We start from the raw sequence: 23,842 nt of genomic DNA on the forward strand, positions 1-23,842 counted from the left end.
CGGGCGACCCCGCGGGGTCGCCCGGCGGAGCGGCTACCGGACCTCGATGAACGCGTCGGCGTCGCGCGCGGGCCGCTCAGCCGGGGCGGCGGCGGCCCGACCGACGGCGACGGCCCCCATCGGGTCCCAGTCCTCCGGCAGCGCGAGCACCTTGCGGACCACGTCCCGGCAGAACATCGTCGAGGACACCCACGCCGAGCCCAGCCGCTCCGCGGCCAGGGCGACCAGGAAGTTCTGCACGCCGGCGCCGGTGGCGACCACGAACATCTCCCGCTCGGCCGCGTCCCGCCGGGCGTGCCCGTAGTGGTGCGCCCCGTCGGTCACCATGCACGGCACCACCAGGTAGGGGGCGTCGCGCAGGACGTCCCCGCGCCGCACCCGCCGGGCGATGGACTCCTCGGACTTCCCGTCGCGGCGCAGGTCGGCGATCCAGGCGTCCCGCATCGCGTCGAGCAGCTCCAGGCGGGCCGCGGCCGACTCGATGAGCACGAACCGCCACGGGGTGGTGTGGTGCGGGGCGGGGGCCGTCACCGCCGCCGCCACCGCCCGCCGCACGGCGCCGGGGTCCACCGGGTCGTCGGTGAAGGCCCGTACGGTGCGCCGCTGGGTGACGGCCTCGCGGACCGCCTCGGAGGTGCCGAGGCGGAACATGTCGTCGGCGGGGTCGCGCACCAGGTCGCGGGCGGTGGAGCCGTCGCCGACGAGGTGCCCCAGGCCGCGGACGAGGGCCACCGGCAGGCCGTTCGCCTTGCCCTTGACGAGGTCGCCGGCGGCGGCGAGTTCGTCGGCCGTGGCGACGACGGTGGCGCTCAGCGGGTTGCCGTGGGTGTCGGTGCCGCCGCGCAGGTCGTCCAGGACCCGGACGCCGGCGGCGCCGATGGCCACGTCGGTCAGTCCGGAGCGCCAGGGCCGTCCGAAGGTGTCGGTGACGATGACGCCGACGTCCGCGGAGAGCAGGTCGCGCAGCCCGGTCCGGATCGCGGCGGCGGAGGCGTCGGGGTCCTCGGGCAGCAGCAGGACGGTCCCGGCCTCGGTGTTCGAGGCGTCGACGCCGGCGGCGGCCATGACGAGGCCCTGCCGGTTCTCGACGATGCGCAGCGGGCCCCGGCGGGCGACGACGCGTACGGTCTCGGCGTCGATGGCCTCCTCGCGGGAGTCGGCGCGGACGATCCGCCCCTCGGCCTTCGAGACGATCTTCGAGGTGACCAGCAGGACGTCGCCGTCGCGCAGGTCCGGGGCGGCGGCGGCGATCAGTGCCGCCAGGTCGTCACCGGGCCGGACCTCGGGGATGCCGGCGACGGCGCTCACCCGGTACGAGGGCTCGCTCACCGGGTCGACTCCGCGAGGTCCAGGGCGGCGCGCGCCATCGCGGCGGTGGCTTCGAGGTCGGTCATCATCAGCGGTACGGCGCGACAGGCGATCCCGCCGGCCTCGACGGCGGTGACGGCGTCCGCGTCGGCGGTGTCGACGAGCCAGCCGTCGAGCAGGTCGGCGCCGTAGTGCAGGGCGACGGCGGTCGCGGTGGCCTCCACGCCGACGGCGGCGAGGACCTTGTCGGCCATCCCGCGCACGGGGGCGCCCCCGACGATGGGGGAGAGTCCGACGACGGGCGCCGCGGCGGCGGCGACGGCCTCGCGGACGCCGGGCACGGCGAGGATGGTGCCGACGGACACGACGGGGTTGGACGGCGGGAAGAGGATGACGTCGGCGGCGGCGATGGCCTCCAGCACGCCGGGCGCGGGCTTGGCCCGATCGGCGCCGACGGGTACGACGGCCTCGGCGTCGAGCGCGGCGCGCAGGCGGACCCAGTACTCCTGGAAGTGGATGACGCGGCGTTCGCCGGTGTCGGGGTCGGTGATCGCGACGTGCGTCTCGACCCGGTCGTCGGACATGGGCAGCAGCCGGACGCCGGGCCGCCAACGGTCGCAGAGGGCCTCGGTGACGGCGCTGAGGGGGTAGCCCGCGCCGATCATCTGCGTACGGACGATGTGGGTGGCGAAGTCGCGGTCGCCGAGGCCGAACCAGGAGGGTCCGACCCCGTACGCGGCGAGCTCCTCCTTGACGGTGAAGGACTCGTCGGTGCGGCCCCAGCCCTGGTCCTCGTCGATGCCACCGCCGAGGGTGTACATCACCGTGTCCAGATCGGGGCACACCTTCAGCCCGAACAGGTGGATGTCGTCACCGGTGTTGCCGATGACCGTGATGTCCGCGTCGGGAACGGTGACCTTCAGTCCGCGGAGGAAGCGGGCGCCGCCGATGCCGCCGGCCAGAACAACAATGCGCATGCGGACAGTCTGTCAGCCGCGACCCGTCGACTCCGGGGCGGTCGGTCTCAGGCCGGTACGCGTTCCCCGCGGGCCGGGGAGCAGCTGTGCATCGGCATCTCGGTGAGGCCGGGGAAGTAGACGTGCAGGCTGACGGCCCCGTCGAGGGTGTCGTTGACGACCTCGTGGGCGTAGCCGGGGCCGAAGACGCGCTGGGAGCCGGGGCCGAGGGCGAGGGTGCCGCGCGCGCTGTGCTCGGTGAGTTCGCCGTCGAGGACGGTCAGGACGCCGGAGGAGGCGCCGTGGTCGTGGGCGCCGCTGCCCTGGCCGGGGACCCAGCTGAGCAGCCAGACCTCGTAGCCGGGGCCGGTGCGCAGGCGGTGGTACCAGCGGGTGGTGGCGTCGTAGCGGACCAGGTGTTCCCAGCTCGCGCGGTCCTCGGCGACGGAGCGGGCGAGACCGACGAACTCGGCGACGGTGGTCGGGTGCTCGCGGGCGGGCTGGAGGAGGTGCTGGACGGCGAGGATGTCGCCGGCGATCTGGAGGTCGCTCTCGACCGGAGCGGGGAGGGTGGTGGCTGCGGAGGCGCTGTTCATCGTGGGGTGTCCTCGACGGGTGTCAGGCGTGCGGGGCGGTTGCTGTGGGGGAGTGGCCGGAGCTCGACGGAGCCCAGGGCTCCGGAGGCATCAACAGCTACAACAGCAACAGCGAACCTGGGCAGCGCGCAGGAACCCACGAATGGGGGTCCGGGTGGCGGCTGCGGGCGCTGACATGCAGACAAGGAGACCGGGGAAAGGGCCTGACTGTCAACCCAATGTCCGGATTGCGGGAAAAGTTTCACCTCATCCGGTTACTGTGCCCGGAGAAAGGTTTGTGCAGTCCGCGCCAGGGGATGTGCCGCTTCAACCCCACGGGAAACGCCCTCAAACCAGCCGGCGCCCTTCGTGATCGGAATGTGATCCAAGCCGCATCTTCGGCCGAATCGCAACCCCGTCCCGGAGGGGCGCGTCGCCCATGAGAGAGGACGACCCCCGAGGGGCGGCTGCTGCTTGTGTCACGATTTTTGGCGATATGAACACTTACTGCATAGGCTTGGTTCCGCAGAGTGAATAAGGCGCCCAATAGCAGATCTCGGCTTGACTGGGCAGAAGCCACACACTTGTAATTTCACTCGTGTCGTTACCGGGTGACCGGCGACGGCGGCCACGGGGACGCACAGACAGAGCGAGGGGCGCACATGACCGAGCTGTTTCAGGAACTGCTGGTCGAGGAGGCGGACGAAGAGCTCGGATGGCAGGAGCGCGCTCTCTGCGCCCAGACCGACCCCGAGTCCTTCTTTCCCGAGAAGGGCGGCTCCACCCGGGAGGCCAAGAAGGTCTGCCTGGCCTGTGAAGTCCGCTCCGAATGCCTCGAATACGCCCTCGCCAACGACGAACGGTTCGGCATCTGGGGCGGTCTGTCCGAGCGCGAACGCCGCCGGCTGAAAAAGGCCGCGGTCTGAACCGGCCACCGCGCACGGCCCGAGAGGCCCACGCGCCGGCCGCGCACCGGACGCCCCCTCACATATCCACGCGCGGGACCCGCATCACCCGCACCACCCGCATCACCCGCACCACCCGCAGGAACTCCGGCCTCGTCCGGCAGAACAAACGGTCCGCCTCCCGCACCTTCCCCGCAGGAGGCGGACCGTCGCGTTCCGCCCCGTTCCGCCTCCCGTCCGGCCCCCCGCCCCGCCCGCCCGCGACCTCGCCCTCCTCCGTGCTCCGCGTGCGCCCCCACCCCTTCCGCGTACCTTCGCCACGAGGGGCGAACACGGGTCTCCCCAGCCGTTAGTGTGGGGCGCTGTCCAGCAGCCTCCGAGGGCACACCACCCCCGGATCCCCGGCCGGAGGGCCCGTACCGCGATGTCCCTGCACAGCAACTCGACGGCCTCCCACCGGGCGGCCGCCACCCCCGAGTTCCCCCGGCACGTCGTCACCGCTGTCCTCGTCGCCCACGACGGAGCCCGCTGGCTGCCCCGGACCCTCGCCGGCCTCCTCGCCCAGGAACGCCCCGCGCAACAACACGTCGCCGCCGACACCGGAAGCTCCGACGAGTCCGCGCGCCTGCTCACCGAAGCCCTCGGCGAGGACGCCGTCCTGCACCTCGCCCGCCGCACCGGATTCGGCGCCGCCGTCGACGAAGCCGCCCGCGCCGCGGGCGTCCTGACGCCCGAGGACCTCCCCTACCTCAAGCGCCCCAGCGGCTGGGACCCCGTCAGCCGCACCTGGCGCGACGACTCCTACGACCTCCCCGAACTCCCGCACGGAGAACCGGTCCAGTGGCTCTGGCTGCTCCACGACGACAGCGCCCCCGAGACCGACGCCCTCACCGAACTCCTGCGCGTCGCCGACGAGAACCCCGAAGCCGCCGTCATCGGCCCCAAACTGCGCGGCTGGTACGACCCCAGGCAACTCCTCGAAGTCGGCGTCACCCTCACCCGCGACGGCCGCCGCTGGACCGGACTCGACCGCCGCGAACAGGACCAGGGCCAACACGACCAGGTGCGCCGCGTCCTGTCCGTCTCCACGGCCGGCATGCTCGTGCGCCGCGACGTCTACGACGGCCTCGGCGGCTTCGACCGCCGACTGCCCCTCATGCGCGACGACGTCGACCTGTGCTGGCGGGCCCAGTCCGCCGGGTACGAGGTCCTCGTCGCCCCCGACGCCGTCCTGCGCCACGCCGAGGCCGCCGCCCGCGAACGCCGCACCGTCGACTGCGCCGGCCGCTCCGCCGTCAGCCCCCACCGCGTCGACAAGGCCGGCGCCGTCCACACCGTCCTCGCCAACTCCTCCGGCCGCGCCCTGCCGTGGGCCCTGCTGCGCCTGATCGTCGCCACCGTCCTGCGCACCCTCGGCCACCTCGTCGGCAAGGCACCCGGCCAGGCGGTCGACGAGTTCACCGGACTCCTGTCCACCTTGCTGCGCCCCGGCCGGATCCTCGCCGCCCGCAGACGCCGCCGCCGACCACCGGTCCCCCCCGGCGCCCTGCGCCACCTCTTCCCGCCACCGGGCGCCGGCCTGCGCGCCGGCGTCGAACAACTCGCCGGACACCTCGGCTCCGACCGCGACGCCGACCCCGCCCCCACCGGCCGGCACGGCGGCGGCATCGGACCCGCCGCCGGATCCGGCACCGGACCCGGCGGCGAGGACGTCGACCACCCGGACGCCGCGCCCACCGGCCGCCTCACCCGGATCACCCGCAGGCCCGCCCCCGTCCTCTTCGCGGCCCTGCTCCTCCTCTCCCTCGCCGCCTGCCGCGCCCTCATCGGCGGCGGCACCCTCATGGGCGGCGCCCTGCTCCCCGCCCCGCCCGGCGGCCTCGACCTCTGGCGCGGCTACACCGGCGACTGGCAGCCGGCCGGCATCGGCACCACCGCCGGAGCGCCGCCCTACCTCGCCGTCCTCGGCGCCCTCGCCGCACCCCTGTTCGGCTCCACCCACGCCGCGCTCACCCTGCTCCTCGTCGGATCGGTCCCGCTCGCCGGCCTCACCGCCTACGTCGCCTCCCGGCCGCTCGTCACCTCCCGACTCCTGCGCGCCTGGGCCGCCGTCGCCTACGCCTTCCTGCCGGCCGTCACCGGAGCCCTCGCCGGCGGCCGCCTGGGCACCGCCGTCCTCGCCGTGCTCCTGCCCCTCCTCGCCCGCTCCGCCGTCACCGCCTTCGGCCCCGCCGCCGCGCACGGCCCCGACGGCTCCGAAGGGGCCGAACGGCACGGAGCCTGGCGCCCGGTGTGGACGTTCGCCCTCCTGCTCACCCTGGCCACCGCCTTCACCCCCGTCGTGTGGCCCCTCGCCGTCCTCCTCGCGCCCGCCGCGCTCCTCGTGCCCCGCGCCCGCGTGAAGACGTACGCCCCCCGCCTCCTGGCCGCCCTCCTCGTCCCCCTCCTCGTCCTCGCGCCCTGGTCCCTGACCCTGCTCGCGCACCCCGCCCGCTTCCTGCGCGAGGCCGGCCTGCCCTTCGGCGCACGCTCCGCCGACGCCCTCGACCTGCTCGGCGCGAGCCCCGGCGGCCCCGGCACCGGGGGCGGCGTCCTCCTCCTCGGCCTGCTGCCCGCGGCCCTCGCCGCCCTGCTGCGCGCCGACCGCCGCCCCGCCGTCGCCACCGCCTGGACCGCGGCCCTCGCAGGACTCTTCCTCGCCGTCCTCCTGAACCGCGACGGCTGGGCCGGCCCCGCCACCCTCCTGTACGGGCTCGGGCTCATCGCCGCCGTCGTCCTCGGAGCCGACGGCGCCCGGTACCGCGTCGCCGCCCGCAGCTTCGGCTGGCGCCAACCGCTGGCCGTCCTCGTCGCCCTCGCCGCGACCGTCGGCCCGCTGTTCGCCGCCGCGGCCTGGGTCCTCGCCGGCGCCGACGGCCCGCTGCACCGCCGCGACCCCGTCCAGGTCCCCGCCTTCGTCGCCGCCCAGTCCGAGGACAGCAACCGCACCCGGACCCTCGTCCTCGGCGGCGCCTCGCCCGACACCGTCTCCTACACCCTGGTCCGCGGTCCCGGCGTCCGCCTCGGCGACGCCGAACTCCTCGCCGACGCCGGCGCCGACCCCCGCCTGGCCAAGGCCGTCTCCAGCCTGGTCTCCGGCTCCGGCGCCAACCAGTCCGAACAACTCGGCGCCTTCGCCGTCCGCTACGTGATGATCCCGCCCGGCGGTTCCACCCGGATGCGCCGGACCCTCGACGGCACCCCCGGCCTCAAGCAGCGCCACCAGGACGACGGCACCGCCGTCTGGGAGGTCCAGCGGCTGCCCGCCCGCGTCGCCATCGTCCCCGACCGGCCCGGCCCGGAACCCATCGCCGTCGACGCCGGCCCCGTCGAGGCCCACGCCAAGATCCCGCCCGGCGAGGAGGGACGCACCCTGCGCGTCGCCGACCGCGCCGACCCGGGCTGGCACGCCACCCTCGACGGCAGGCCCCTCGCCCCCCGGACCCTCGACGGCTGGGCCCAGGGCTTCGCCCTGCCCGCCGAGGGCGGCCGACTCGACCTCGTCCACCGGGACGCGCCCCTGCGCGACGCCTGGCACTGGACCCAGGGCGCCCTCTGTCTCCTGCTCCTGGTCATGGCCCTGCCCGGGCGCCGCCGCCGGCTCGACGACGACCTCCCCGAGGAGGACACCGAGGCGGACGGCGCCGACGCGCACGGCGGGGCCGGCCGGGGCCGACGCGCCCGCCGCCCCGGCGCCCCCCGGCGCCCCGCGCCCGAACCGACGTCCGCCTCCCTCGTGGACCCGTACGCGCGGATCCCCGGACAACAGGTCTACGGGGAGGAGACGTACGCCTACCAGGACCACCGCTCCCACGAGGAGCCGTACGCGCACCCCGACCCGCGCGCGCCGATCGGTCCCCCGCACCCCCGACAGCCGCCCCACGAGCCCTACGGCTCCCCCGAACCGCGGTACGACGCCTACGGACAGCACGACCCGCGTCCGGACGGGAGCAACCGGCAGTGAAGCAGCGCGCCCCCCTGACCCCGGCGGCGGTGACGGTCGCCCTCGCCGCCGCCTGCGGCCTGGCCTTCCTCACCGCGCCCACCGCCGGCCCCGCCGACGCCGGCCGGGCCGCCGGCGCCGCCCGGATGCCGGTGGAACGATCCGTGCTGGTGTGCCCCTCGCCCAGCACCTCGGACATCGCCGAGACCACCTACACCTCCCTCACCCCCGGCAAGGCCACCGGCGACGGCCGGGGCGGCGACAAGGACGCCCGCCCCTCGGCCCGCCTCGCGACGAAGGAGGGCAAGACGGTCCTGGAGCCGAAGGAACCCGGCCGGCCCGTCGCCGCCACCGCCTCCGGAGCCGAGGCCCCCGCGCTGACCGGCGCCGCCGAAGGGGTCCTGGCCCCCGGCTGGACCGCCCAACAGACCACCGAGGTCTCCGTCGGACAGGCCCGCGGCCTGCTCGGCGTCGCCTGCTCGGTCCCCGCCACCGACTTCTGGTTCCCCGGCGTCAGCACCGCCAAGGGCCGCCAGGACTACCTGCACCTCACCAACCCCGACGACACCGTCGCCGAGGTCGACATCAAGCTCTACGGACCGGACGGCCTGCTCAAGGCCAAGCCGGGCACCGCCGACGCCGTCATCGCCGTCGAACCCCGCTCCACCACCAAGGTGCTGCTGTCCTCCCTCGCCCCCGAGGCCCCCCTCCCGAACGTCACCGCGCACGTGACGACGGGCTCGGGCCGGGTCGGGGTCTCCGCGCAGATCGCCGAGGACGGGGTCGGCGCCGACTGGCTGCCGGCCTCCGAGGGACCGGCCGGCTCGCTGGTGCTGCCCGGCATCCCCGCCGACGCCACCTCCGTACGGCTCGTCGCCTTCGCCCCCGGCGAGGACGACGCCGACCTCACCCTCGCCCTGTCCGGCCCGACCGGCTCCATCAGCCCCGCCGGCAACGAACAGCTGCACCTCAAGGCCGGCATGACCTCCGACGTCGACCTGGGCGCCCTCACCCGCGGCGAGGCCGGCTCCCTGCTGCTGACCCCCGCCGACCCGAAGAAGGCCGTACCGGTCGTCGCGGCGCTGCGCGTTGTCCGGGGCACCGGCGCCAAGCAGGAACTGGGCTTCATCCCCGCGAGCGCCCCGGTGGGGGCCCGCGCGACCGTCGCCGACAACCGCACGGGGGACAAGGCCACGAACACCCTCGCCCTCACGAACCCGGCGGGGGCCGACGCCACCGTGCGGATCACCGCCACCCCGGGCACCGAGGGCGGCGAGGGCGTCGTCGAGGAGGTCACCGTCAAGGCGGGCACCACCCTCGCGATCGCCGCGCCGCCCGCGCCCGCCGGAGGCAAGGGCGCCTACGCGCTGACGCTGGAGACCCTCTCGGGCGGCCCCGTCCACGCGGCGCGCACCCTGACGCTGCCGCGCGACGGGATCCCGATGTTCACGGTGCAGACCTTCACCGACGACCGCTCGACGGTGTCCGTCCCCCGGGCCGTCGAGGACCCGTCGATCCTGATCCGCTGACCTGCCCCGCCCCCGCCCGGCCCCGCGAGGCCCCGGGCGGGGGCGGGCTCTCAGTCCTGCCCGTAGCGCGGGTCCACCGTCTCGGGGGAGAGCCCGAGCAGCTCCGCCACCTGCTCCACCACGATCTCGTGCACCAGCAGCGCCCGGTCGTCGCGCGACTTCGCCCGGATCTCCACCGGCCGCCGGAACACCACGATCCGGGCCGGACGTCCGCCCTGGGCCTCCACCAGCCCGCCCAGCGGGACCGCCTCGTCGTTCCAGCCGCCGTCCGCGCCGCCCGGCGGACCGGGGACGTCCGCCACCACGAACTCCACCTCGGCCAGCTGCGTCCAGCGCCGCTCCAGCCGCTCGACGGAATCCCGTACGAGGTCGCCGAAGACCTCCGCCCGGCTCGCCGACAGCGGCACCTGGGGCGGGGCCACCGGCCCGCGCATCCCCCGGCCGTGCCGGTCGCGGCGCCGGGGCCTGGGCTCGTGGGGGCTCGCGCCGCTCCCGCCGGGGGGCGCGGGGCGGGGAGGAATCTGGCTGTCCGTCACCCCCGCAGGGTAGCCCTCACCCCGGATACCGGCAGGGCCTCGATCCGGTCACGAGCTGATGTCGCGCCGACGGGGACCCCGCGGCGATCCGGCCGGGATCGGGCGCCATTGCGCACGCGGAGGCCCCTTTCGTCACCCCCGGTGAGCACGACACGGGGGAGTGAGCGGCGGTCGAGTCGTCGCGGCCCGGTCAAGAGTGCGGTACCGTCCAACGTCGTGAGCCTTGTACGTCGCTGTTCGCGCACCGCGTGCGGCCGCCCTGCCGTCGCCACACTGACGTACGTCTACGCCGACTCGACCGCAGTTCTCGGCCCGCTCGCCACCTACGCCGAACCCCACTGCTATGACCTGTGCGCCGAGCACTCCGAGCGTCTGACCGCACCGCGCGGCTGGGACGTCGTCCGCCTGTCGGACGGCTCCGGGCCCTCGCGCCCCAGCGGAGACGACCTCGAAGCCTTGGCCAACGCCGTTCGTGAGGCGGCCCGCCCGCCCGAGCGCTCCGCCGAGGCCGGAGGGGCCGGATCGGGGGGACCCGCCACGGGGGAGACCCGTCGCGGACACCTGCGCGTCCTGCGTTCGCCCGACTCCTGACACTCGGATCGTCTGAAAAGCCACTCTCCGCACAGGGTAGGTTTGCTCCACCGCACAGAACCTTCAGGAGGGCAGGCAGTGGCCGCAGATCTTTCGAACATCGTCAAGGCCTACGACGTACGTGGCGTCGTACCGGACGAGTGGGACGAGCCCCTGGCCGAGCTGTTCGGTGCTGCGTTCGTGGAGGTCACCGGAGCCACGGCGATCGTCGTCGGTCACGACATGCGCCCCTCCTCGCCCGGCCTGTCGGCCGCCTTCGCCCGCGGCGCCGCCGCCCGCGGCGTCGACGTCACCCTGATCGGGCTGTGCTCCACGGACCAGCTGTACTACGCCTCCGGCAAGCTGGACCTGCCGGGCGCGATGTTCACGGCCTCCCACAACCCGGCCCAGTACAACGGCATCAAGCTGTGCCGCGCCGGCGCCGCCCCGGTCGGCCAGGACACCGGCCTCGCCACCATCCGCGAGCTCGCCGAGAAGTGGACCGACGAGGGCGCCCCCGAGGTCCCCGCCGGCACCGTTCCGGGCACCGTCACCGAGCAGGACACCCTCGTCGGCTACGCCGAGCACCTCAAGGGCCTCGTCGACCTCACCGCCATCCGCCCGCTCAAGGTCGTCGTCGACGCGGGCAACGGCATGGGCGGCCACACCGTCCCCACCGTCTTCGAGGGCCTCCCGCTGGACCTCGTCCCCATGTACTTCGAGCTGGACGGGACCTTCCCGAACCACGAGGCCAACCCCCTCGACCCGAAGAACATCGTCGACCTCCAGGCCCGCGTGATCGCCGAGGGCGCCGACCTCGGCCTCGCCTTCGACGGTGACGCCGACCGCTGCTTCGTCGTCGACGAGCGCGGCGAGGGCGTCTCCCCGTCCGCCATCACCGCCCTGGTCGCGGCCCGCGAGCTCGCCCGCAACGGCGGCACCGGCACCGTCATCCACAACCTGATCACCTCCTGGTCCGTGCCGGAGGTCGTCAAGGAGAACGGCGGCACCCCGGTCCGCACCCGCGTCGGCCACTCGTTCATCAAGCAGGAGATGGCCACCACCGGCGCCATCTTCGGCGGCGAGCACTCGGCGCACTACTACTTCAAGGACTTCTGGAACGCGGACACCGGCATGCTCGCCGCGCTCCACGTCCTCGCGGCCCTCGGCGGCCAGGAGGGCACCCTGTCCGACCTGGTCTCCTCCTACGACCGCTACGTCGGCTCCGGCGAGATCAACTCCACCGTCGCCGACCAGGCCGCCCGCACCGCCGAGGTCAAGGCCGTCTACGCCGCCCGGGACGGGGTCACCTTCGACGAGCTGGACGGCCTCACGGTCTCCTCCGCCGACTGGTGGTTCAACCTCCGCCCCTCGAACACCGAGCCGCTCCTGCGCCTCAACGTCGAGGCCCGCGACGAGGCCACCCTGGCCCGGATCCGCGACGAGGTCCTCGCCCTCGTCCGCGCCTGACCGGCCCACCCGGCCGCAGCCGTCCACGGTGCCCGCCGCCTCCACCGGAGGCGGCGGGCCGCCGCGAATTCGGGCCCGCCGGCGTTCGGCCACGGCGCCACGGGGCACACGTCCCCCGACAGCACCGCACGACGCCGCACCCGACACCGCCGCACCCCGACACCGCCGCACCCGACGCCCCGCCCGCGCCCCGACCGGCCGCCGGGCGCGGACCGACCCCTTCAAGCCGCACCGCAGGTGACTCGGCGGTACGCTGACCTCGCCCAATCCGCATCCCGAAGGGAACCGCACCATGCCGCTCGAAGCCGGCCTGCTGGAGATCCTCGCCTGCCCCGCCTGCCACGCCCCCCTCCGGGACGAGTCGGCGGACGAGACCGCGCCCGAGCTGCTCTGCACCGGCCAGGACTGCGGCCTCGCGTACCCGGTCCGCGACGGCATCCCGGTCCTCCTCGTGGACGAGGCCCGCCGCCCCGCCTGAGCCCGATCGGGCCCGGCCCGCCCGCCGCCGCCCGCGCACCCGCACCGCATCAGCAGACGCCGTCGTCAACACCGCCGGAGGCCGCCATGCTCGACGAGTCACTCCTCGACGCACCGGACGATCTCGCCCGGGCCGACCGCCGCGGACTGCTCCGCGGCGCCGCCGACGCCGGGGCCAGGGTCCGCACCGCCGCCCGACACGCGACCGAGGCCGGCATCGCGGACCTGCGCCCCGACGGCCGCCCCCGCTCGGTGCTGATCGCCGGCCCCGGCACCGCCGCCACCGGCGTCGCCGATCTCCTCGGAGCCCTCGCGGGCGCCTCGGCCCCCGTCATCCGGCTCCACCCCACCGGCGTCGCGCACGCCGCCGGCGCCCTGCGCTGGACGCTGCCCGGCTGGGCCGGCCCCGTGGACCTGCTGCTCCTCGCCACCACCGACGGCACCGAACCCGGCCTCGCCGTCCTCGCCGAGCAGGCCTACCGGCGCGGCTGCACCGTCGTCGCCGTGGCCCCCGAACGCTCCCCGCTGAGCGAGGCCGTCGACGGCGCCCACGGGGTCCTCGTACCGATGGCCAAGGCCCCGTACCAGGAGTACGACGAGTCCGCCGCGGCCGGCCCCGGCGCCCTCTGGGCGCTGCTCACCCCGCTGCTGCTGCTCCTCGACCGCGTCGGGCTGGTCACCGCCGCCCCCGACACCCTCCAACTGGTCGCCGACCGCCTCGACCGCACCGCCGAACGCTGCGGCCCGGCCATCGTCACCTACTCCAACCCCGCCAAGACCCTCGCGGCCGAACTCGCCGACTCCCTCCCGCTGATCTGGAGCGAGGGCACCGCCGCCGGCGCCGCCGGCCGCCGGTTCGCCGCCACCCTCGCCGAGCTCGCCGGCCGCCCCGCCCTCGCCGCCGACCTCCCCGAGGCGCTGCCCGCCCACGGCGTCCTGCTCGCCGGAGCCTTCGCCGCCGGAGCCGACCCCGACGACTTCTTCCGCGACCGCGTCGAGGAACCGCAGGCCCTGCGCGCCCGCGTCGTCCTGCTGCGCGACCGGCCCGCCGGCGGCCTCACCGCGGCGCCCGCCGCCCGAGAACTCGCCCTGAGCCACGACACGGCCATCAGCGAACTCGAACCGGAGGAGGGCGTGGAGCTGGAACAGCTCGCCGAACTCCTCGCCGTCACGGACTTCGCCACCGCCTACCTGGCGCTGGCATCCCGGGGACACGGCTGACGCCTCGGCCGCGGCACACACCCGTGCCCGCCCCACCCGCACCGCTCCACATCCAGGAAGACGACGATGGACCGCCTGACGAACACGATCCGCCCCTACGCGTGGGGTTCCACCACCGCGATCCCCACCCTCCTCGGGGTGGAGCCCACCGGTGAACCCCAGGCCGAGATGTGGATGGGCGCCCACCCCGGCGCCCCCTCCCGCCTCGACCGCGGCGAGGGCGAGACGACGCTCTCGGCCGTCATCGCCGCCGACCCCGAGGGGCAGCTCGGCGCCGCCGCCGTCGCCCGGTTCGGCCCCCGCCTGCCGTTCCTCCTCAAGCTCCTCGCCGCCGGCGCCCCCCTCTCCCTCCAGGTCCACCCCGACCTCGACCAGGCCAGGGCCGGGTTCGAGGACGAGGAGCGGCGCGGCGTCCCCCTCGACGCGGGCCACCGCAACTACAAGGACGCCAACCACAAGCCCGAACTGATCTGCGCCCTCACCCCGTTCGACGGCCTGTGCGGCTTCCGCCCGCCGCGCGAGGCGGCCGACCTCCTCGAAGGGCTCGGCGTCGACTCCCTCAAGCCGTACGTGGACCTGCTGCGCGCCCACCCCGAGGAAGCCGCCCTGCGCGAGGTCCTCACCGCCGTACTGACCGCCGACCGCGCGGAGATGGCCCGTACGGTCACCGAGGCGGCGGACGCCGCCGAGCGCCTCGGCGGCCCCTACGCCCCGTACGCCGGCCTCGTCCACGACTACCCCGGCGACCCGGGCGTCATCGCGGCGATGCTGCTCAACCACGTACGACTCCAGCCCGGCGAGGCCATGTTCCTCGGCGCCGGCGTCCCGCACGCCTACCTCGACGGCCTCGGCGTCGAGCTCATGGCCAACTCCGACAACGTCCTGCGCTGCGGCCTCACGCCCAAGCACGTCGACGTCCCCGAACTGCTCAAGGTCGTCATCTTCGAGCCCAGCGCCCCCGGCCTGCTGCGCCCCGAGGGCGACGGCGAGGAGGTCTACGAGACCCCCATCGACGAGTTCCGCCTCTCCCGCTTCGTCCTCGCCGCCGGGGGCGCCCCGCGCACCCTGCCCGACGCCGCCCCGCAGATCCTGCTCTGCACGGCGGGCGGCCCGGCGGTGGACGGGGTCACCCTCGCCCCCGGTGAATCGGTCTTCGTCCCCGCGGGCGAAAAGGTCGAACTGTCCGGTACCGGAACCGTCTTCCGGGCCACCGTCGTCGTCTGACGGGCTCCGGCCGCACGGGTACCTGCAACAATGTGCGGCCGTAGTCAGTGGCCAGGAAGGGAATCTCGCACCCATGAGCGCGTCGGGCGGTACCAAGGCGATCGTGGCGGCACTCGCCGCCAACCTCGCCATCGCTGTAGCCAAATTCGTGGCGTTCCTCTTCAGCGGCTCCTCTTCGATGCTCGCGGAAAGCGTCCACTCGGTCGCCGACTCCGGCAACCAGGGCCTGCTGTTGCTCGGCGGCAAGAAGGCGCAGCGCGAGGCGACCCCCCAACACCCCTTCGGGTACGGGCGGGAACGCTACATCTACGCCTTCCTCGTCTCCATCGTGCTCTTCACCGTCGGTGGCATGTTCGCCATCTACGAGGGCTACGAGAAGATCCACGACCCCCACGAGATCGAGGCCTGGTACTGGCCCGTCGGCGTGCTCGTCTTCGCGATCATCGCCGAGAGCTTCTCGTTCCGCACCGCGATCAAGGAGTCGAACGAGACGCGCGGCTCCCTGAGCTGGAGCCAGTTCGTCAAGCGGGCCAAGGCCCCCGAGCTGCCCGTCGTCCTGCTGGAGGACCTCGGCGCGCTCGTCGGCCTCGTCCTCGCCCTCGGCGGCGTCGGCCTCGCCCTGCTGACCGGCAACGGCGTCTGGGACGGCATCGGCACCCTGTGCATCGGCGTCCTGCTCATCGTCATCGCCGTCGTCCTCGCCCTGGAGACCAAGTCCCTGCTGCTCGGCGAGGCCGCCGGCACCGAAGAGGTCGAGAAGATCAAGGCCGCGGTCGTCGACGGCGACGTCGTCACCCGCGTGATCCACATGCGCACCCTGCACCTCGGGCCCGAGGAGCTCCTGGTCGCCGCCAAGATCGCGGTGGAGGGCAACGACACCGCCACCGAGGTGGCCGCCGCCATCAACGCCGCCGAGGCCCGCATCCGCGAGGCCGTGCCGATCGCCCGCGTGATCTACCTGGAGCCGGACATCTACAACCCCGACGCGGCCGGCGCCGCGGCCGTCAAGAGCCTGTGACGCACGACGAGGGCCCCGCGGCCGACCGGCCGCAGGGCCCTCGTCACGTCCCGCTCCCCGTTCCTACGACTGCACGTCCGCGGGCTCCCCGGCGCCGGCCGCGCCGTTCGCGTCGGCCGGAGCCGCCGAAGGGTTCTGCGCGGTCGGCGCGGCGGGCGTCGCGGCCGGAACCGTCGCACCGCCCGCCGGAGCCGCCGGGGCCGGCACCGACACGGACGCCGGAGCCGACACGGACGCCGCCGCCGGAGCGCGCCGCCGCGCCCGCCGCGCCACGAACGCCAGCCCGGCGCCGATCAGCATCACCAGCACACCGGCCAGCTGACCCCACACCGCCATCTTGGCCATCGGGTAGGCCACGACCTTGGAGACGATCCTGCTCTCCGGGACCGGGCCGTTGTTCGCGAACTGCGAGCCGTCCGAGTTCAGCCGGTTGTCGGCCATCAGGAAGACGTGTCCCTTGGGCACCTTCACGTTGAAGGCCACCGTCGAGGGGAACTTCCACTGCTCCAGGTACGGCTCGTCCAGCGGGGTCCCGTTCAGCACCAGCCGGTACTGCCCGGCCACCTTGCTGCTCGGCTTGTACTGGATGCGGTCGCCGCCGACCGCCACCACCCGGTTCATCTGGGTCTTCTGCATGGACCACGGCACGGAGGCGAGTACGACGTCACCGCGCCGCACCTTGCCCTTGGCGACCGGCTCCAGGTAGATGCTCTCCCCGTTGGTGTAGGTCGGGGTCATGGTCCAGCCGACCTGCCTGCCCTCCTTGTACCGTGCGGGCGGGTCCACCGCCTTCGCCACCGTCACCCCCCCGAGGATGACCGCTCCGAGCACCAGCAGGACGATCGCCGCGATCCCGCGCCTGCGTCCTGGCCTGTGTTCCATTTCGTCCCTTCCGATGTACCTGCCTTGCATCGTAGGTCGACACGGACGCCGCCGATGCCGTCGGGGCCCCGGTGCGGCATGTCCGTAGATACCGATTCGGACACTGCGCGGACACCGCGCGCACGACGTCGGGTCCCGTACCGGTGCGGTACGGGACCCGACGGAGCAGGGGTGCGGTGCCCGGCTAGCGGATCTCCCTCAGCACGTCGACGACGGCCCGCCCGTCGGGCGCGCTCTGCAGCCGGGACCGGAAATCGGCGTCCATCAGCTTGCGCGACAGCAGGGCCAGGATCCTCAGGTGCTCGTCGCCGGCCGCCGCCTCCGGCACCGAGATCATGAACACCAGCCGGGCCTTCGTCCCGTCCAGCGAACCCCACTCGATGCCCTCGGCGGACCGGGCGAAGCCCACGGTGGGCCTCGTCACGGCGTCCGTCTTGGCGTGCGGGATGGCGATGGACTCGCCGAGCCCCGTCGTCCCCTGCGCCTCGCGGGCCAGGGCGACCCGTACGAGCTCCTCCACGTCCCGGACGTTGCCGGTGCCGGCCAGCATCTCGGCCATTTCGCGGATGGCCGCCTCCTTGGAGTCGGCCGCCAGCTCCGTCCTGACGGTCCGCTCCGTCAGGTACCCGGACAGCACCTCCGCCTCCGGTTCCGCCGTCGCGAGCGCCGCCGGGGCCGCCCCGGCCGCCGCGCCCGCACCGGACCCGACACCGCCGACGCCCACACCGGCACCGGCACCCACGCCCACGCCCACGCCGACGCCCGCCGGGACGGGCTCGGCCACCGGCGCGACCCCGGCCGTCACCGGCGCCCCGCCGCGTGCCCCGCGCTCCTTGAGCCCGATCAGCGCGTTCGTGGTGAGGGCGGTGACCACGGTGCCCGCCACGATCGCGATCAGGAACCAGCCGACCCCGCTGACGGCGCCCAGCGCGGCCACGATCGGACCGCCGTGCGGCACGTGGTCACCGACACCGGCCACACCCGCGATCGCACCGGCCACCGCGCCGCCGAGCATGTTCGCCGGGATGACGATCGCCGGCCGCGCCGCCGCGAAGGGGATCGCCCCCTCGGAGATGCCGAACACACCCATGAACAGCGCCGCCATGCCCGTGTCGCGCTCCTGCTCCGAGTACAGCCCGCGCCGCAGCACCGTCGCCAGCCCCTGGCCGAGCGGCATGACCGGGATGGCCGCCGCGCACATGCCCATGACCGCGTAGTTGCCGGACGCGATGAGCCCCGTACCGAAGAGGAAGGCCGTCTTGTTGACCGGACCGCCCATGTCGAAGGCGATCATCAGACCCAGCAGCGCGCCGAGCAGGATCGCGCTGGTGCCGGTCAACCCGGACAACCAGCCCGTCAGGCTCTCGAAGATCCACGAGATCGGCTTGCCGATGACGTAGATGAAGAACAGGCCGAGCGCCGTCGTCGCCACGATCGGGATCACGATGATCGGCATGATGGGCTGGACGACCTTGGGGACCTTGACCTTCTTGATCCACAGGACCAGGTAGCCGGCCAGGAAGCCCGTCACGATCGCCCCGATGAAACCGGCGCCCGACTTGGAGTCGTAGAGCGCGCCGGTGTTGGCGATGAACCCGCCGATCATGCCGGGCACCAGCGCCGGTCGGTCGCCGATCGCGTAGGCGATGTAGCCCGACAGGATCGGGATCATCAGCGTGAAGCCGAGGACACCGATCTGGAAGAGGTGGTCCCAGAAGGTGCCGGGGGTCGTCGCGTACCCCTCCGCCGTGGCGTGACCGCCGAGCGCCAGCGCGATGGCGATCAACAGACCGCCGACCACCACGAACGGGATCATGTACGAGACACCGTTCATCAGCGCCTTGTACGCGAGGCTGCGCTCCTTGCCCCCGCCGCCGGCGGCGGCCGGCGCGCCGCCGGTCTGCACCGGCGCCGTCCGCACCCCCTCGATCAGTTCCTTCGGCCGGTGGATGCCGTCCGCGACGCCGGTCGCCAGGACCCGCTTGCCCGCGAACCGCTCCCGATCCACCTCCTTGTCGGCGGCGATGATGATGCCGTCCGCCTCTCTGACATCGTTGTCAGAGAGCACGTTCTCCGCCCCGATCGAGCCCTGGGTCTCCACCTTCATGTCGACACCGAGCTCGGCGGCGGCCTGCTGGAGCTTCTCCGCGGCCATGTAGGTGTGCGCGATGCCCGTCGGGCACGCCGTGACGGCGAGCAACCTCGGGCGCCTGCGCCCGCTCGCGCCCCCGTCACCGGGAGGGCCGGCTGGACTGGTCACTGGAATCTCCTCACACGCCGCGTCATCGGGTCCTGCCGGATCGCGCGTACGCCCGACCCAACGGAATCGTGCCCCAGATAAGAGGCGGATCAAAAGTCCGAAAGGCCCCGAACCGGACCGCCGGAGGGCCCGAGCTCGAAGTCGCGACGTGTTTGGCGGTCCGCTGGGGCCCGCTGGGCCGATCGGTGTAGATTCGTCATCAGTGTCAGGCGTCGCTGCTGATGGCAATCGGGCGGTCCTCCGGACCGGCCGAGGGGAGAGAGGGCCCCCGACGGACTGTGCTCGGGCGCACCCGTCCCCGACGGCGCGCGGCTCAGCCGTACCCACCCTCTCGAACCATGAGGAGCAGCACCCATGGACTTCAAGGTCGCAGACCTCTCCCTCGCCGCCTTCGGCCGCAAGGAGATCACCCTGGCCGAGCACGAGATGCCCGGCCTGATGTCGATCCGTCGCGAGTACGCCGAGGCCCAGCCCCTGGCCGGCGCCCGCATCACCGGCTCGCTGCACATGACCGTGCAGACCGCCGTCCTCATCGAGACCCTCGTCGCCCTCGGCGCCGACGTCCGCTGGGCCTCCTGCAACATCTTCTCCACCCAGGACCACGCGGCCGCCGCCATCGCCGTCGGCCCGAACGGCACCCCGGAGAACCCGCAGGGCGTACCCGTCTTCGCCTGGAAGGGCGAGACGCTGGAGGAGTACTGGTGGTGCACGGAGCAGGCGCTGACCTGGCCGAACACCCCCACCGGCGGCCCGAACATGATCCTCGACGACGGTGGTGACGCCACCCTCCTCGTCCACAAGGGCGTCGAGTTCGAGAAGGTCGGCTCCGCCCCGGACCCGTCCACCGCGGACTCCGAGGAATACGCGCACATCCTCACGCTCCTCAACCGCACCCTCGGCGAGTCCCCGCAGAAGTGGACGCAGCTCGCCTCCGAGATCCGCGGTGTGACGGAGGAGACCACCACCGGTGTCCACCGCCTCTACGAGATGATGTCCGAGGGCTCCCTGCTCTTCCCGGCCATCAACGTGAACGACGCCGTCACCAAGTCGAAGTTCGACAACAAGTACGGCTGCCGCCACTCCCTCATCGACGGCATCAACCGCGCCACCGACGTCCTCATCGGCGGCAAGGTCGCGGTCGTCTTCGGCTACGGCGACGTCGGCAAGGGCTGCGCCGAGTCCCTCCGCGGCCAGGGCGCGCGCGTCATCGTCACCGAGATCGACCCGATCTGCGCCCTCCAGGCCGCCATGGACGGCTACCAGGTCGCGACCCTGGACGACGTCGTCGAGACCGCCGACATCTTCGTCACCACCACCGGCAACAAGGACATCATCATGGCCGCCGACATGGCCAAGATGAAGCACCAGGCCATCGTGGGCAACATCGGCCACTTCGACAACGAGATCGACATGGCCGGCCTCGCCAAGGTCGAGGGCATCGTCAAGGACGAGGTCAAGCCCCAGGTCCACACCTGGAAGTTCCCCGACGGCAAGGTCCTCATCGTCCTGTCCGAGGGCCGCCTGCTGAACCTCGGCAACGCGACCGGCCACCCGTCCTTCGTCATGTCGAACTCCTTCGCGGACCAGACCCTGGCCCAGATCGAGCTCTTCACGAAGCCGTCCGAGTACCCGACCGACGTCTACGTGCTCCCCAAGCACCTCGACGAGAAGGTCGCCCGCCTCCACCTCGACGCCCTCGGCGTCAAGCTCACCACCCTGCGCCCCGAGCAGGCCGCCTACATCGGCGTCAAGGTCGAGGGCCCGTACAAGCCGGACCACTACCGCTACTGATCCGTCGGCGCACCCGCGGATCCACAGCACCGAGTCAGGCCCCCGGCACCACTGCCGGGGGCCTGCCCCGTACGTACGCAAGGACCACACCCATGCCACGCGGCCGCTACTCGCTCCACGACCCGCACGACCACGCCCCCCTCGGCGAGGAGCACTTCCACTGCGCCCCGGGCCCGTCCGGCTGGCGCTACGTCTCCCAGCTGACCACCCCCGACGGCGAACACCGGGGCTCGGTCGACCTCGCCGTCGACGCCCTCGGCCGACCCATCCGCCTGGAGGTCAACGCCCACAGCTGGCAGGTGCGCGGCGCCGCCATCGACGGCGTCACCTGGGTCCGCACCGACCCCTCCGGCGCCGAGGCCACCGAGGGCAACGTCCGCGCCCCCGGCTTCACCGGCACCTCCCCGGCGTTCCTCGTCGCCACGGCCCGCCTGCTGCGCCTGGCCCCGGGCGCCCCGGCGACCCGCGTGCGCCTCGTCGCCCTGACCGATCCGGTGCTGGCCGCCCGTACGGTCGACCAGGCCTGGGCCCTGGTCTCCCGCGCGGAGCACACCACGGACAGCGGCCCGCTCGGGGTGGACGAGTACCGGGTCACCGCGCTCGACACCGGCGAGGTCCACACCGTGCACATCGCCGGCGACGTGGTCCTCTCGGCACCCGGCATCGAACTCGAACACCTGGAGAGCCCGCCGTCCACCTTCACGGACGACGAGGTCGAGGGCCCCGACGGCTCCGGGGACTTCGGGGACTTCTAGGAAGGCGGCGCGAACCCGGTCCCGCGCACGGGAGCGGCGACGGGAGCCACAGGAGCCACGGGAACGACCGGCGCCGCCGCGGGCATCGGCATCGGCGACGGCATCGGGGCCGGCGCCGCAGGGACCGGCACGGTCGGGGCCGCGGGCGAGGCCGCCATCGCCGCGTAGGCACGGGCGGCGTCCCGGGACTGCCGTTCGTGCACCACCGCCATCAGGAACGCGGCGGCCGGCACCCCGGCCGGCGCCGGCGCCCCGGTCCGGGCCACCAGGTCGTCGGCGAGCCGGGCCGCCATCACCGCGCTCGTGTGCGGGTCGAGCTGGTCCATGCGCGTCAGGTACTGGCGTACCGCCAGCCACAGCCCCTCCGGCACCGCCGAGAGGTCCAATCCCGCGAACCGTCCCGCGAGCCACGGCGGCGGCGGGGGCACCGGCATCACCCGCGCGCCCGGCACCCGCTCCCGGATCACCAGCGTCCCCGCGAACACGTCCCCGAGCCGCCGCCCCCGCTCCGAGACCAGCGAGGCGATGCAGGCCACGGCCCCGAAGGTCAGGAGCAACTCCACGACCCCCAGCGCCCCGCGCACCAGCGCGTGGCGGAACCGGATCGGGCCGCCGTCCTCCCGCACCACGCGCAGTCCGCAGGCCAGCTTCCCCAGCGAGCGCCCGTGCGTCAGCGTCTCCACCGCGATCGGCACCCCGACGAGCACGAGCACGAAGGTCGCCACCGACACCGCCGCCCGCGCGGCCGGGTCCAGCGAGGCGGTCGCGAAGACCAGGCCGAGGGCGACGAGCAGGTATCCGACGACGTACACGACGAGGTCGAGCAGGATCGCCAGCGCCCGACTCGGCAGCCTCGCCGGCCGCAGACCCAGGACGACCGCGTCGCCCGTCACCAGATCGCTCACCGAACGCACCCTTTCACCGACCTGACCCGCCCCTGTGCGTTCCAGTCTGCCAAGCTGACCACAGGAGAAGTAAGCCGAATCGGGTGGCCTCCCGTACGGCCCGGGGCAGGGGAGCGGTAGCCGGATGGATCTCGACGTCTTCGTGGCGACCCACCAGGCGCAGTGGGCGCGCCTGGAGCAGCTCCTCGGCCGCGGCCGACGGCTCACGGGGGCGGAGGCCGACGAGCTCGTCGCGCTCTACCAGCGCACCTCCACCCACCTGTCCCTGATCCAGTCGAGCCACCCCGACCCGATGCTGACGGGCCGCCTCACGCAGCTCGTCGCCCGCGCCAGGGCCACCGTCACCGGAACCCGTCGGGCGAGCTGGCGCGACGCGGCCCGCTTCTTCACCGCCGGCTTCCCCGCGGCGGTCTACCGCAGCCGCCGCTGGTGGATACCCACCGCCCTGCTGTCCACGGCCCTGGGCGTGCTCATCGGCTGGTGGATAGCCACGCACCCCGAGGTGCAGGGCTCCATCGCCGCCCCCGAGCAGCTGAAGGCACTGACCGAGCCGGGGGGTGAGTACGAGACGTACTACTCCAGCCATCCGGCGGCCTCGTTCGCCGCCCAGGTCTGGACGAACAACGCGCAGGCCGCGGCGATCTGCCTGGTCATGGGGGCCTTCCTGGGCCTGCCGGTGCTGTGGATCCTCTTCCTGAACATGGCGAACCTGGGCGTCGGCATCGGCCTGATGGCCTCGGCCGGCCGTCTCGACGTCTTCCTCGGTCTGATCCTTCCGCACGGCCTGCTCGAACTGACCGCCGTGTTCGTCGCCGCGGGCACGGGCCTGCGCCTGGGGTGGACGGTCATCGATCCGGGCCCCCGCACCCGCCGCGCGGCCCTCGCCGAACAGGGGCGCGCCGCCCTCGGCATGGCCATCGGCCTGGCCCTGGTCCTGTTCGTCTCGGGCCTGATCGAAGGCTTCGTCACCCCCTCCGGCCTGCCCACCTGGGCACGCATCACCATCGGCGTCGTGGCTGAGGTGCTCTTCCTCGTCTACGTGTACGTCCTGGGCGGCCGCGCCGCCCGCGCGGGCGAGGTGGGCGACGTGGAGGAAGCGGACCGGACGGCAACCCTGCCCACCGCGGCGTGATGTGCGGACGAGCCCGCTGAGCTGCTAGTCTCCTCGTCGTCCCGCAAAGGCTGTTGACACGGTCGGAGCGGGGAGGTAGATTCGAACGGTTGCCTCGAACTGGACAAGTTCGGCAGCGATGGTTTAAAGTCTCATCTCGCCCCCAGGAATTGAATTCCGAGAGGGCACACTCGACTCCTCATTCAGGACATGAAGCCGGGAAATCCGGTGGAAAACTTCTGATAGAGTCGGAACCGCCGGAAAGGGAAAGTGCGAAAGCGCAGAACCTGGAAAGCACCGAGGAAATCGGGCCCGAAAGAGTCTGATAGAGTCGGAAACGCAAGAACACAGAACGAAAGCCCGGAGG

Annotated in this window: 19 protein-coding genes; 12 read left to right on the forward strand and 7 right to left on the reverse strand. The window is 73.6% G+C overall.

Annotated elements, in window-relative coordinates:
• Positions 1 to 33: 33 nt before the first annotated feature.
• The 3 genes from ACZ6ZI_RS26905 to ACZ6ZI_RS26915 are packed head-to-tail and all read right to left on the reverse strand — an operon-like array spanning position 34 to position 2,860.
• Positions 34 to 1,329 (reverse strand): coenzyme F420-0:L-glutamate ligase, encoded by a 1,296-nt coding sequence (locus ACZ6ZI_RS26905; RefSeq protein WP_469524839.1) that lies wholly within the window; start codon positions 1,327 to 1,329, stop codon positions 34 to 36.
• On the reverse strand, positions 1,326 to 2,285 hold the full coding sequence (cofD, locus tag ACZ6ZI_RS26910) for a 2-phospho-L-lactate transferase (protein ID WP_469524840.1): 960 nt from the start codon (positions 2,283 to 2,285) through the stop codon (positions 1,326 to 1,328). Before cofD ends, ACZ6ZI_RS26905 begins: the two co-directional genes overlap by 4 nt.
• Before the next feature lie 47 nt (positions 2,286 to 2,332).
• Positions 2,333 to 2,860 carry a cysteine dioxygenase gene (locus ACZ6ZI_RS26915; RefSeq protein WP_469524843.1) on the reverse strand — a complete coding sequence of 176 codons (528 nt, stop codon included), beginning with the start codon at positions 2,858 to 2,860 and terminating at the stop codon, positions 2,333 to 2,335.
• A 641-nt stretch (positions 2,861 to 3,501) separates the two neighbouring features.
• Between ACZ6ZI_RS26915 and ACZ6ZI_RS26920 the strand changes: the two genes are divergently transcribed.
• From ACZ6ZI_RS26920 to ACZ6ZI_RS26930, 3 genes are all read left to right on the forward strand, one after another.
• The gene (locus tag ACZ6ZI_RS26920; protein WP_003983763.1) at positions 3,502 to 3,765 is read left to right on the forward strand and encodes a WhiB family transcriptional regulator; all 264 of its coding nucleotides are present in this window, start codon (positions 3,502 to 3,504) and stop codon (positions 3,763 to 3,765) included.
• Between the two features lie 403 nt (positions 3,766 to 4,168).
• The gene (locus ACZ6ZI_RS26925) at positions 4,169 to 7,747 is read left to right on the forward strand and encodes a glycosyltransferase (RefSeq protein ID WP_469524845.1); all 3,579 of its coding nucleotides are present in this window, start codon (positions 4,169 to 4,171) and stop codon (positions 7,745 to 7,747) included.
• Positions 7,744 to 9,255, forward strand: a complete 1,512-nt coding sequence (locus tag ACZ6ZI_RS26930) for a DUF5719 family protein (RefSeq protein ID WP_469524846.1) — start codon at positions 7,744 to 7,746, stop codon at positions 9,253 to 9,255. The genes ACZ6ZI_RS26925 and ACZ6ZI_RS26930 overlap by 4 nt, the downstream gene beginning before the upstream one ends.
• Before the next feature lie 50 nt (positions 9,256 to 9,305).
• On the opposite strand, the gene ACZ6ZI_RS26935 is transcribed toward ACZ6ZI_RS26930, so the two are convergent.
• Positions 9,306 to 9,791, reverse strand: coding sequence for a metallopeptidase family protein (locus ACZ6ZI_RS26935; RefSeq protein WP_469524848.1), 486 nt, complete (start codon positions 9,789 to 9,791; stop codon positions 9,306 to 9,308).
• A 141-nt stretch (positions 9,792 to 9,932) separates the two neighbouring features.
• On the opposite strand from ACZ6ZI_RS26935, the gene ACZ6ZI_RS26940 reads away from it, so the two are divergent.
• The 6 genes from ACZ6ZI_RS26940 to ACZ6ZI_RS26965 all read left to right on the forward strand — a co-directional run bounded on the left by ACZ6ZI_RS26940 (position 9,933) and on the right by ACZ6ZI_RS26965 (position 15,771).
• Positions 9,933 to 10,382, forward strand: a complete 450-nt coding sequence (locus ACZ6ZI_RS26940; protein ID WP_469524851.1) for a DUF3499 domain-containing protein — start codon at positions 9,933 to 9,935, stop codon at positions 10,380 to 10,382.
• Between the two features lie 78 nt (positions 10,383 to 10,460).
• Positions 10,461 to 11,831 carry a phosphomannomutase/phosphoglucomutase gene (locus ACZ6ZI_RS26945; RefSeq protein WP_469524853.1) on the forward strand — a complete coding sequence of 457 codons (1,371 nt, stop codon included), beginning with the start codon at positions 10,461 to 10,463 and terminating at the stop codon, positions 11,829 to 11,831.
• A 292-nt stretch (positions 11,832 to 12,123) separates the two neighbouring features.
• Entirely contained in the window at positions 12,124 to 12,309 is a 186-nt protein-coding gene (locus ACZ6ZI_RS26950; RefSeq protein ID WP_469524855.1) for a Trm112 family protein, read from the forward strand.
• 86 nt (positions 12,310 to 12,395) lie between these two features.
• Positions 12,396 to 13,529: an SIS domain-containing protein gene (locus ACZ6ZI_RS26955; RefSeq protein ID WP_363054980.1), complete on the forward strand. Its 1,134-nt coding sequence runs from the start codon at positions 12,396 to 12,398 to the stop codon at positions 13,527 to 13,529.
• Between the two features lie 66 nt (positions 13,530 to 13,595).
• A complete protein-coding gene (gene manA / locus ACZ6ZI_RS26960; RefSeq protein WP_469524860.1) occupies positions 13,596 to 14,753 on the forward strand; it encodes a mannose-6-phosphate isomerase, class I in 1,158 nt (385 codons plus the stop codon).
• Positions 14,754 to 14,826: 73 nt separating this feature from the next.
• Positions 14,827 to 15,771 (forward strand): cation diffusion facilitator family transporter, encoded by a 945-nt coding sequence (locus ACZ6ZI_RS26965; RefSeq protein ID WP_363054978.1) that lies wholly within the window; start codon positions 14,827 to 14,829, stop codon positions 15,769 to 15,771.
• Between the two features lie 63 nt (positions 15,772 to 15,834).
• Here ACZ6ZI_RS26965 and lepB read toward each other — a convergent pair whose 3' ends face one another.
• The gene (lepB, locus tag ACZ6ZI_RS26970) at positions 15,835 to 16,653 is read right to left on the reverse strand and encodes a signal peptidase I (RefSeq protein WP_469524863.1); all 819 of its coding nucleotides are present in this window, start codon (positions 16,651 to 16,653) and stop codon (positions 15,835 to 15,837) included.
• A gap of 184 nt (positions 16,654 to 16,837) precedes the next feature.
• Positions 16,838 to 18,913: a fructose-specific PTS transporter subunit EIIC gene (locus tag ACZ6ZI_RS26975; RefSeq protein WP_469524866.1), complete on the reverse strand. Its 2,076-nt coding sequence runs from the start codon at positions 18,911 to 18,913 to the stop codon at positions 16,838 to 16,840.
• A gap of 354 nt (positions 18,914 to 19,267) precedes the next feature.
• On the opposite strand from ACZ6ZI_RS26975, the gene ahcY reads away from it, so the two are divergent.
• Entirely contained in the window at positions 19,268 to 20,704 is a 1,437-nt protein-coding gene (ahcY, locus tag ACZ6ZI_RS26980) for an adenosylhomocysteinase (RefSeq protein WP_469524869.1), read from the forward strand.
• A gap of 92 nt (positions 20,705 to 20,796) precedes the next feature.
• Positions 20,797 to 21,459 (forward strand): hypothetical protein, encoded by a 663-nt coding sequence (locus ACZ6ZI_RS26985; protein ID WP_469524871.1) that lies wholly within the window; start codon positions 20,797 to 20,799, stop codon positions 21,457 to 21,459.
• Here the strand turns inward: ACZ6ZI_RS26985 and ACZ6ZI_RS26990 are convergent.
• Positions 21,456 to 22,364, reverse strand: coding sequence for an RDD family protein (locus ACZ6ZI_RS26990; RefSeq protein ID WP_469524873.1), 909 nt, complete (start codon positions 22,362 to 22,364; stop codon positions 21,456 to 21,458). The two genes, ACZ6ZI_RS26985 and ACZ6ZI_RS26990, sit on opposite strands and share 4 nt — an antisense overlap.
• Before the next feature lie 124 nt (positions 22,365 to 22,488).
• Between ACZ6ZI_RS26990 and ACZ6ZI_RS26995 the strand changes: the two genes are divergently transcribed.
• Complete coding sequence (locus tag ACZ6ZI_RS26995) at positions 22,489 to 23,496, forward strand: stage II sporulation protein M (protein WP_469524877.1); 1,008 nt, start codon at positions 22,489 to 22,491, stop codon at positions 23,494 to 23,496.
• Positions 23,497 to 23,842 lie beyond the last annotated feature (346 nt).

Source organism: Streptomyces sp. NPDC103540 (assembly GCF_055584445.1).

Coding starts and splice junctions, on each gene's coding strand:
- lepB (WP_469524863.1), bottom strand. CDS start 16,653: ATGGAACACAGGCCAGGACGCAGGCGCGGGATCGCGGCGATCGTCCTG.
- ahcY (WP_469524869.1), top strand. CDS start 19,268: ATGGACTTCAAGGTCGCAGACCTCTCCCTCGCCGCCTTCGGCCGCAAG.
- ACZ6ZI_RS26985 (WP_469524871.1), top strand. CDS start 20,797: ATGCCACGCGGCCGCTACTCGCTCCACGACCCGCACGACCACGCCCCC.
- manA (WP_469524860.1), top strand. CDS start 13,596: ATGGACCGCCTGACGAACACGATCCGCCCCTACGCGTGGGGTTCCACC.
- cofD (WP_469524840.1), bottom strand. CDS start 2,285: ATGCGCATTGTTGTTCTGGCCGGCGGCATCGGCGGCGCCCGCTTCCTC.
- ACZ6ZI_RS26950 (WP_469524855.1), top strand. CDS start 12,124: ATGCCGCTCGAAGCCGGCCTGCTGGAGATCCTCGCCTGCCCCGCCTGC.
- ACZ6ZI_RS26920 (WP_003983763.1), top strand. CDS start 3,502: ATGACCGAGCTGTTTCAGGAACTGCTGGTCGAGGAGGCGGACGAAGAG.
- ACZ6ZI_RS26965 (WP_363054978.1), top strand. CDS start 14,827: ATGAGCGCGTCGGGCGGTACCAAGGCGATCGTGGCGGCACTCGCCGCC.
- ACZ6ZI_RS26995 (WP_469524877.1), top strand. CDS start 22,489: ATGGATCTCGACGTCTTCGTGGCGACCCACCAGGCGCAGTGGGCGCGC.
- ACZ6ZI_RS26925 (WP_469524845.1), top strand. CDS start 4,169: ATGTCCCTGCACAGCAACTCGACGGCCTCCCACCGGGCGGCCGCCACC.
- ACZ6ZI_RS26915 (WP_469524843.1), bottom strand. CDS start 2,860: ATGAACAGCGCCTCCGCAGCCACCACCCTCCCCGCTCCGGTCGAGAGC.
- ACZ6ZI_RS26955 (WP_363054980.1), top strand. CDS start 12,396: ATGCTCGACGAGTCACTCCTCGACGCACCGGACGATCTCGCCCGGGCC.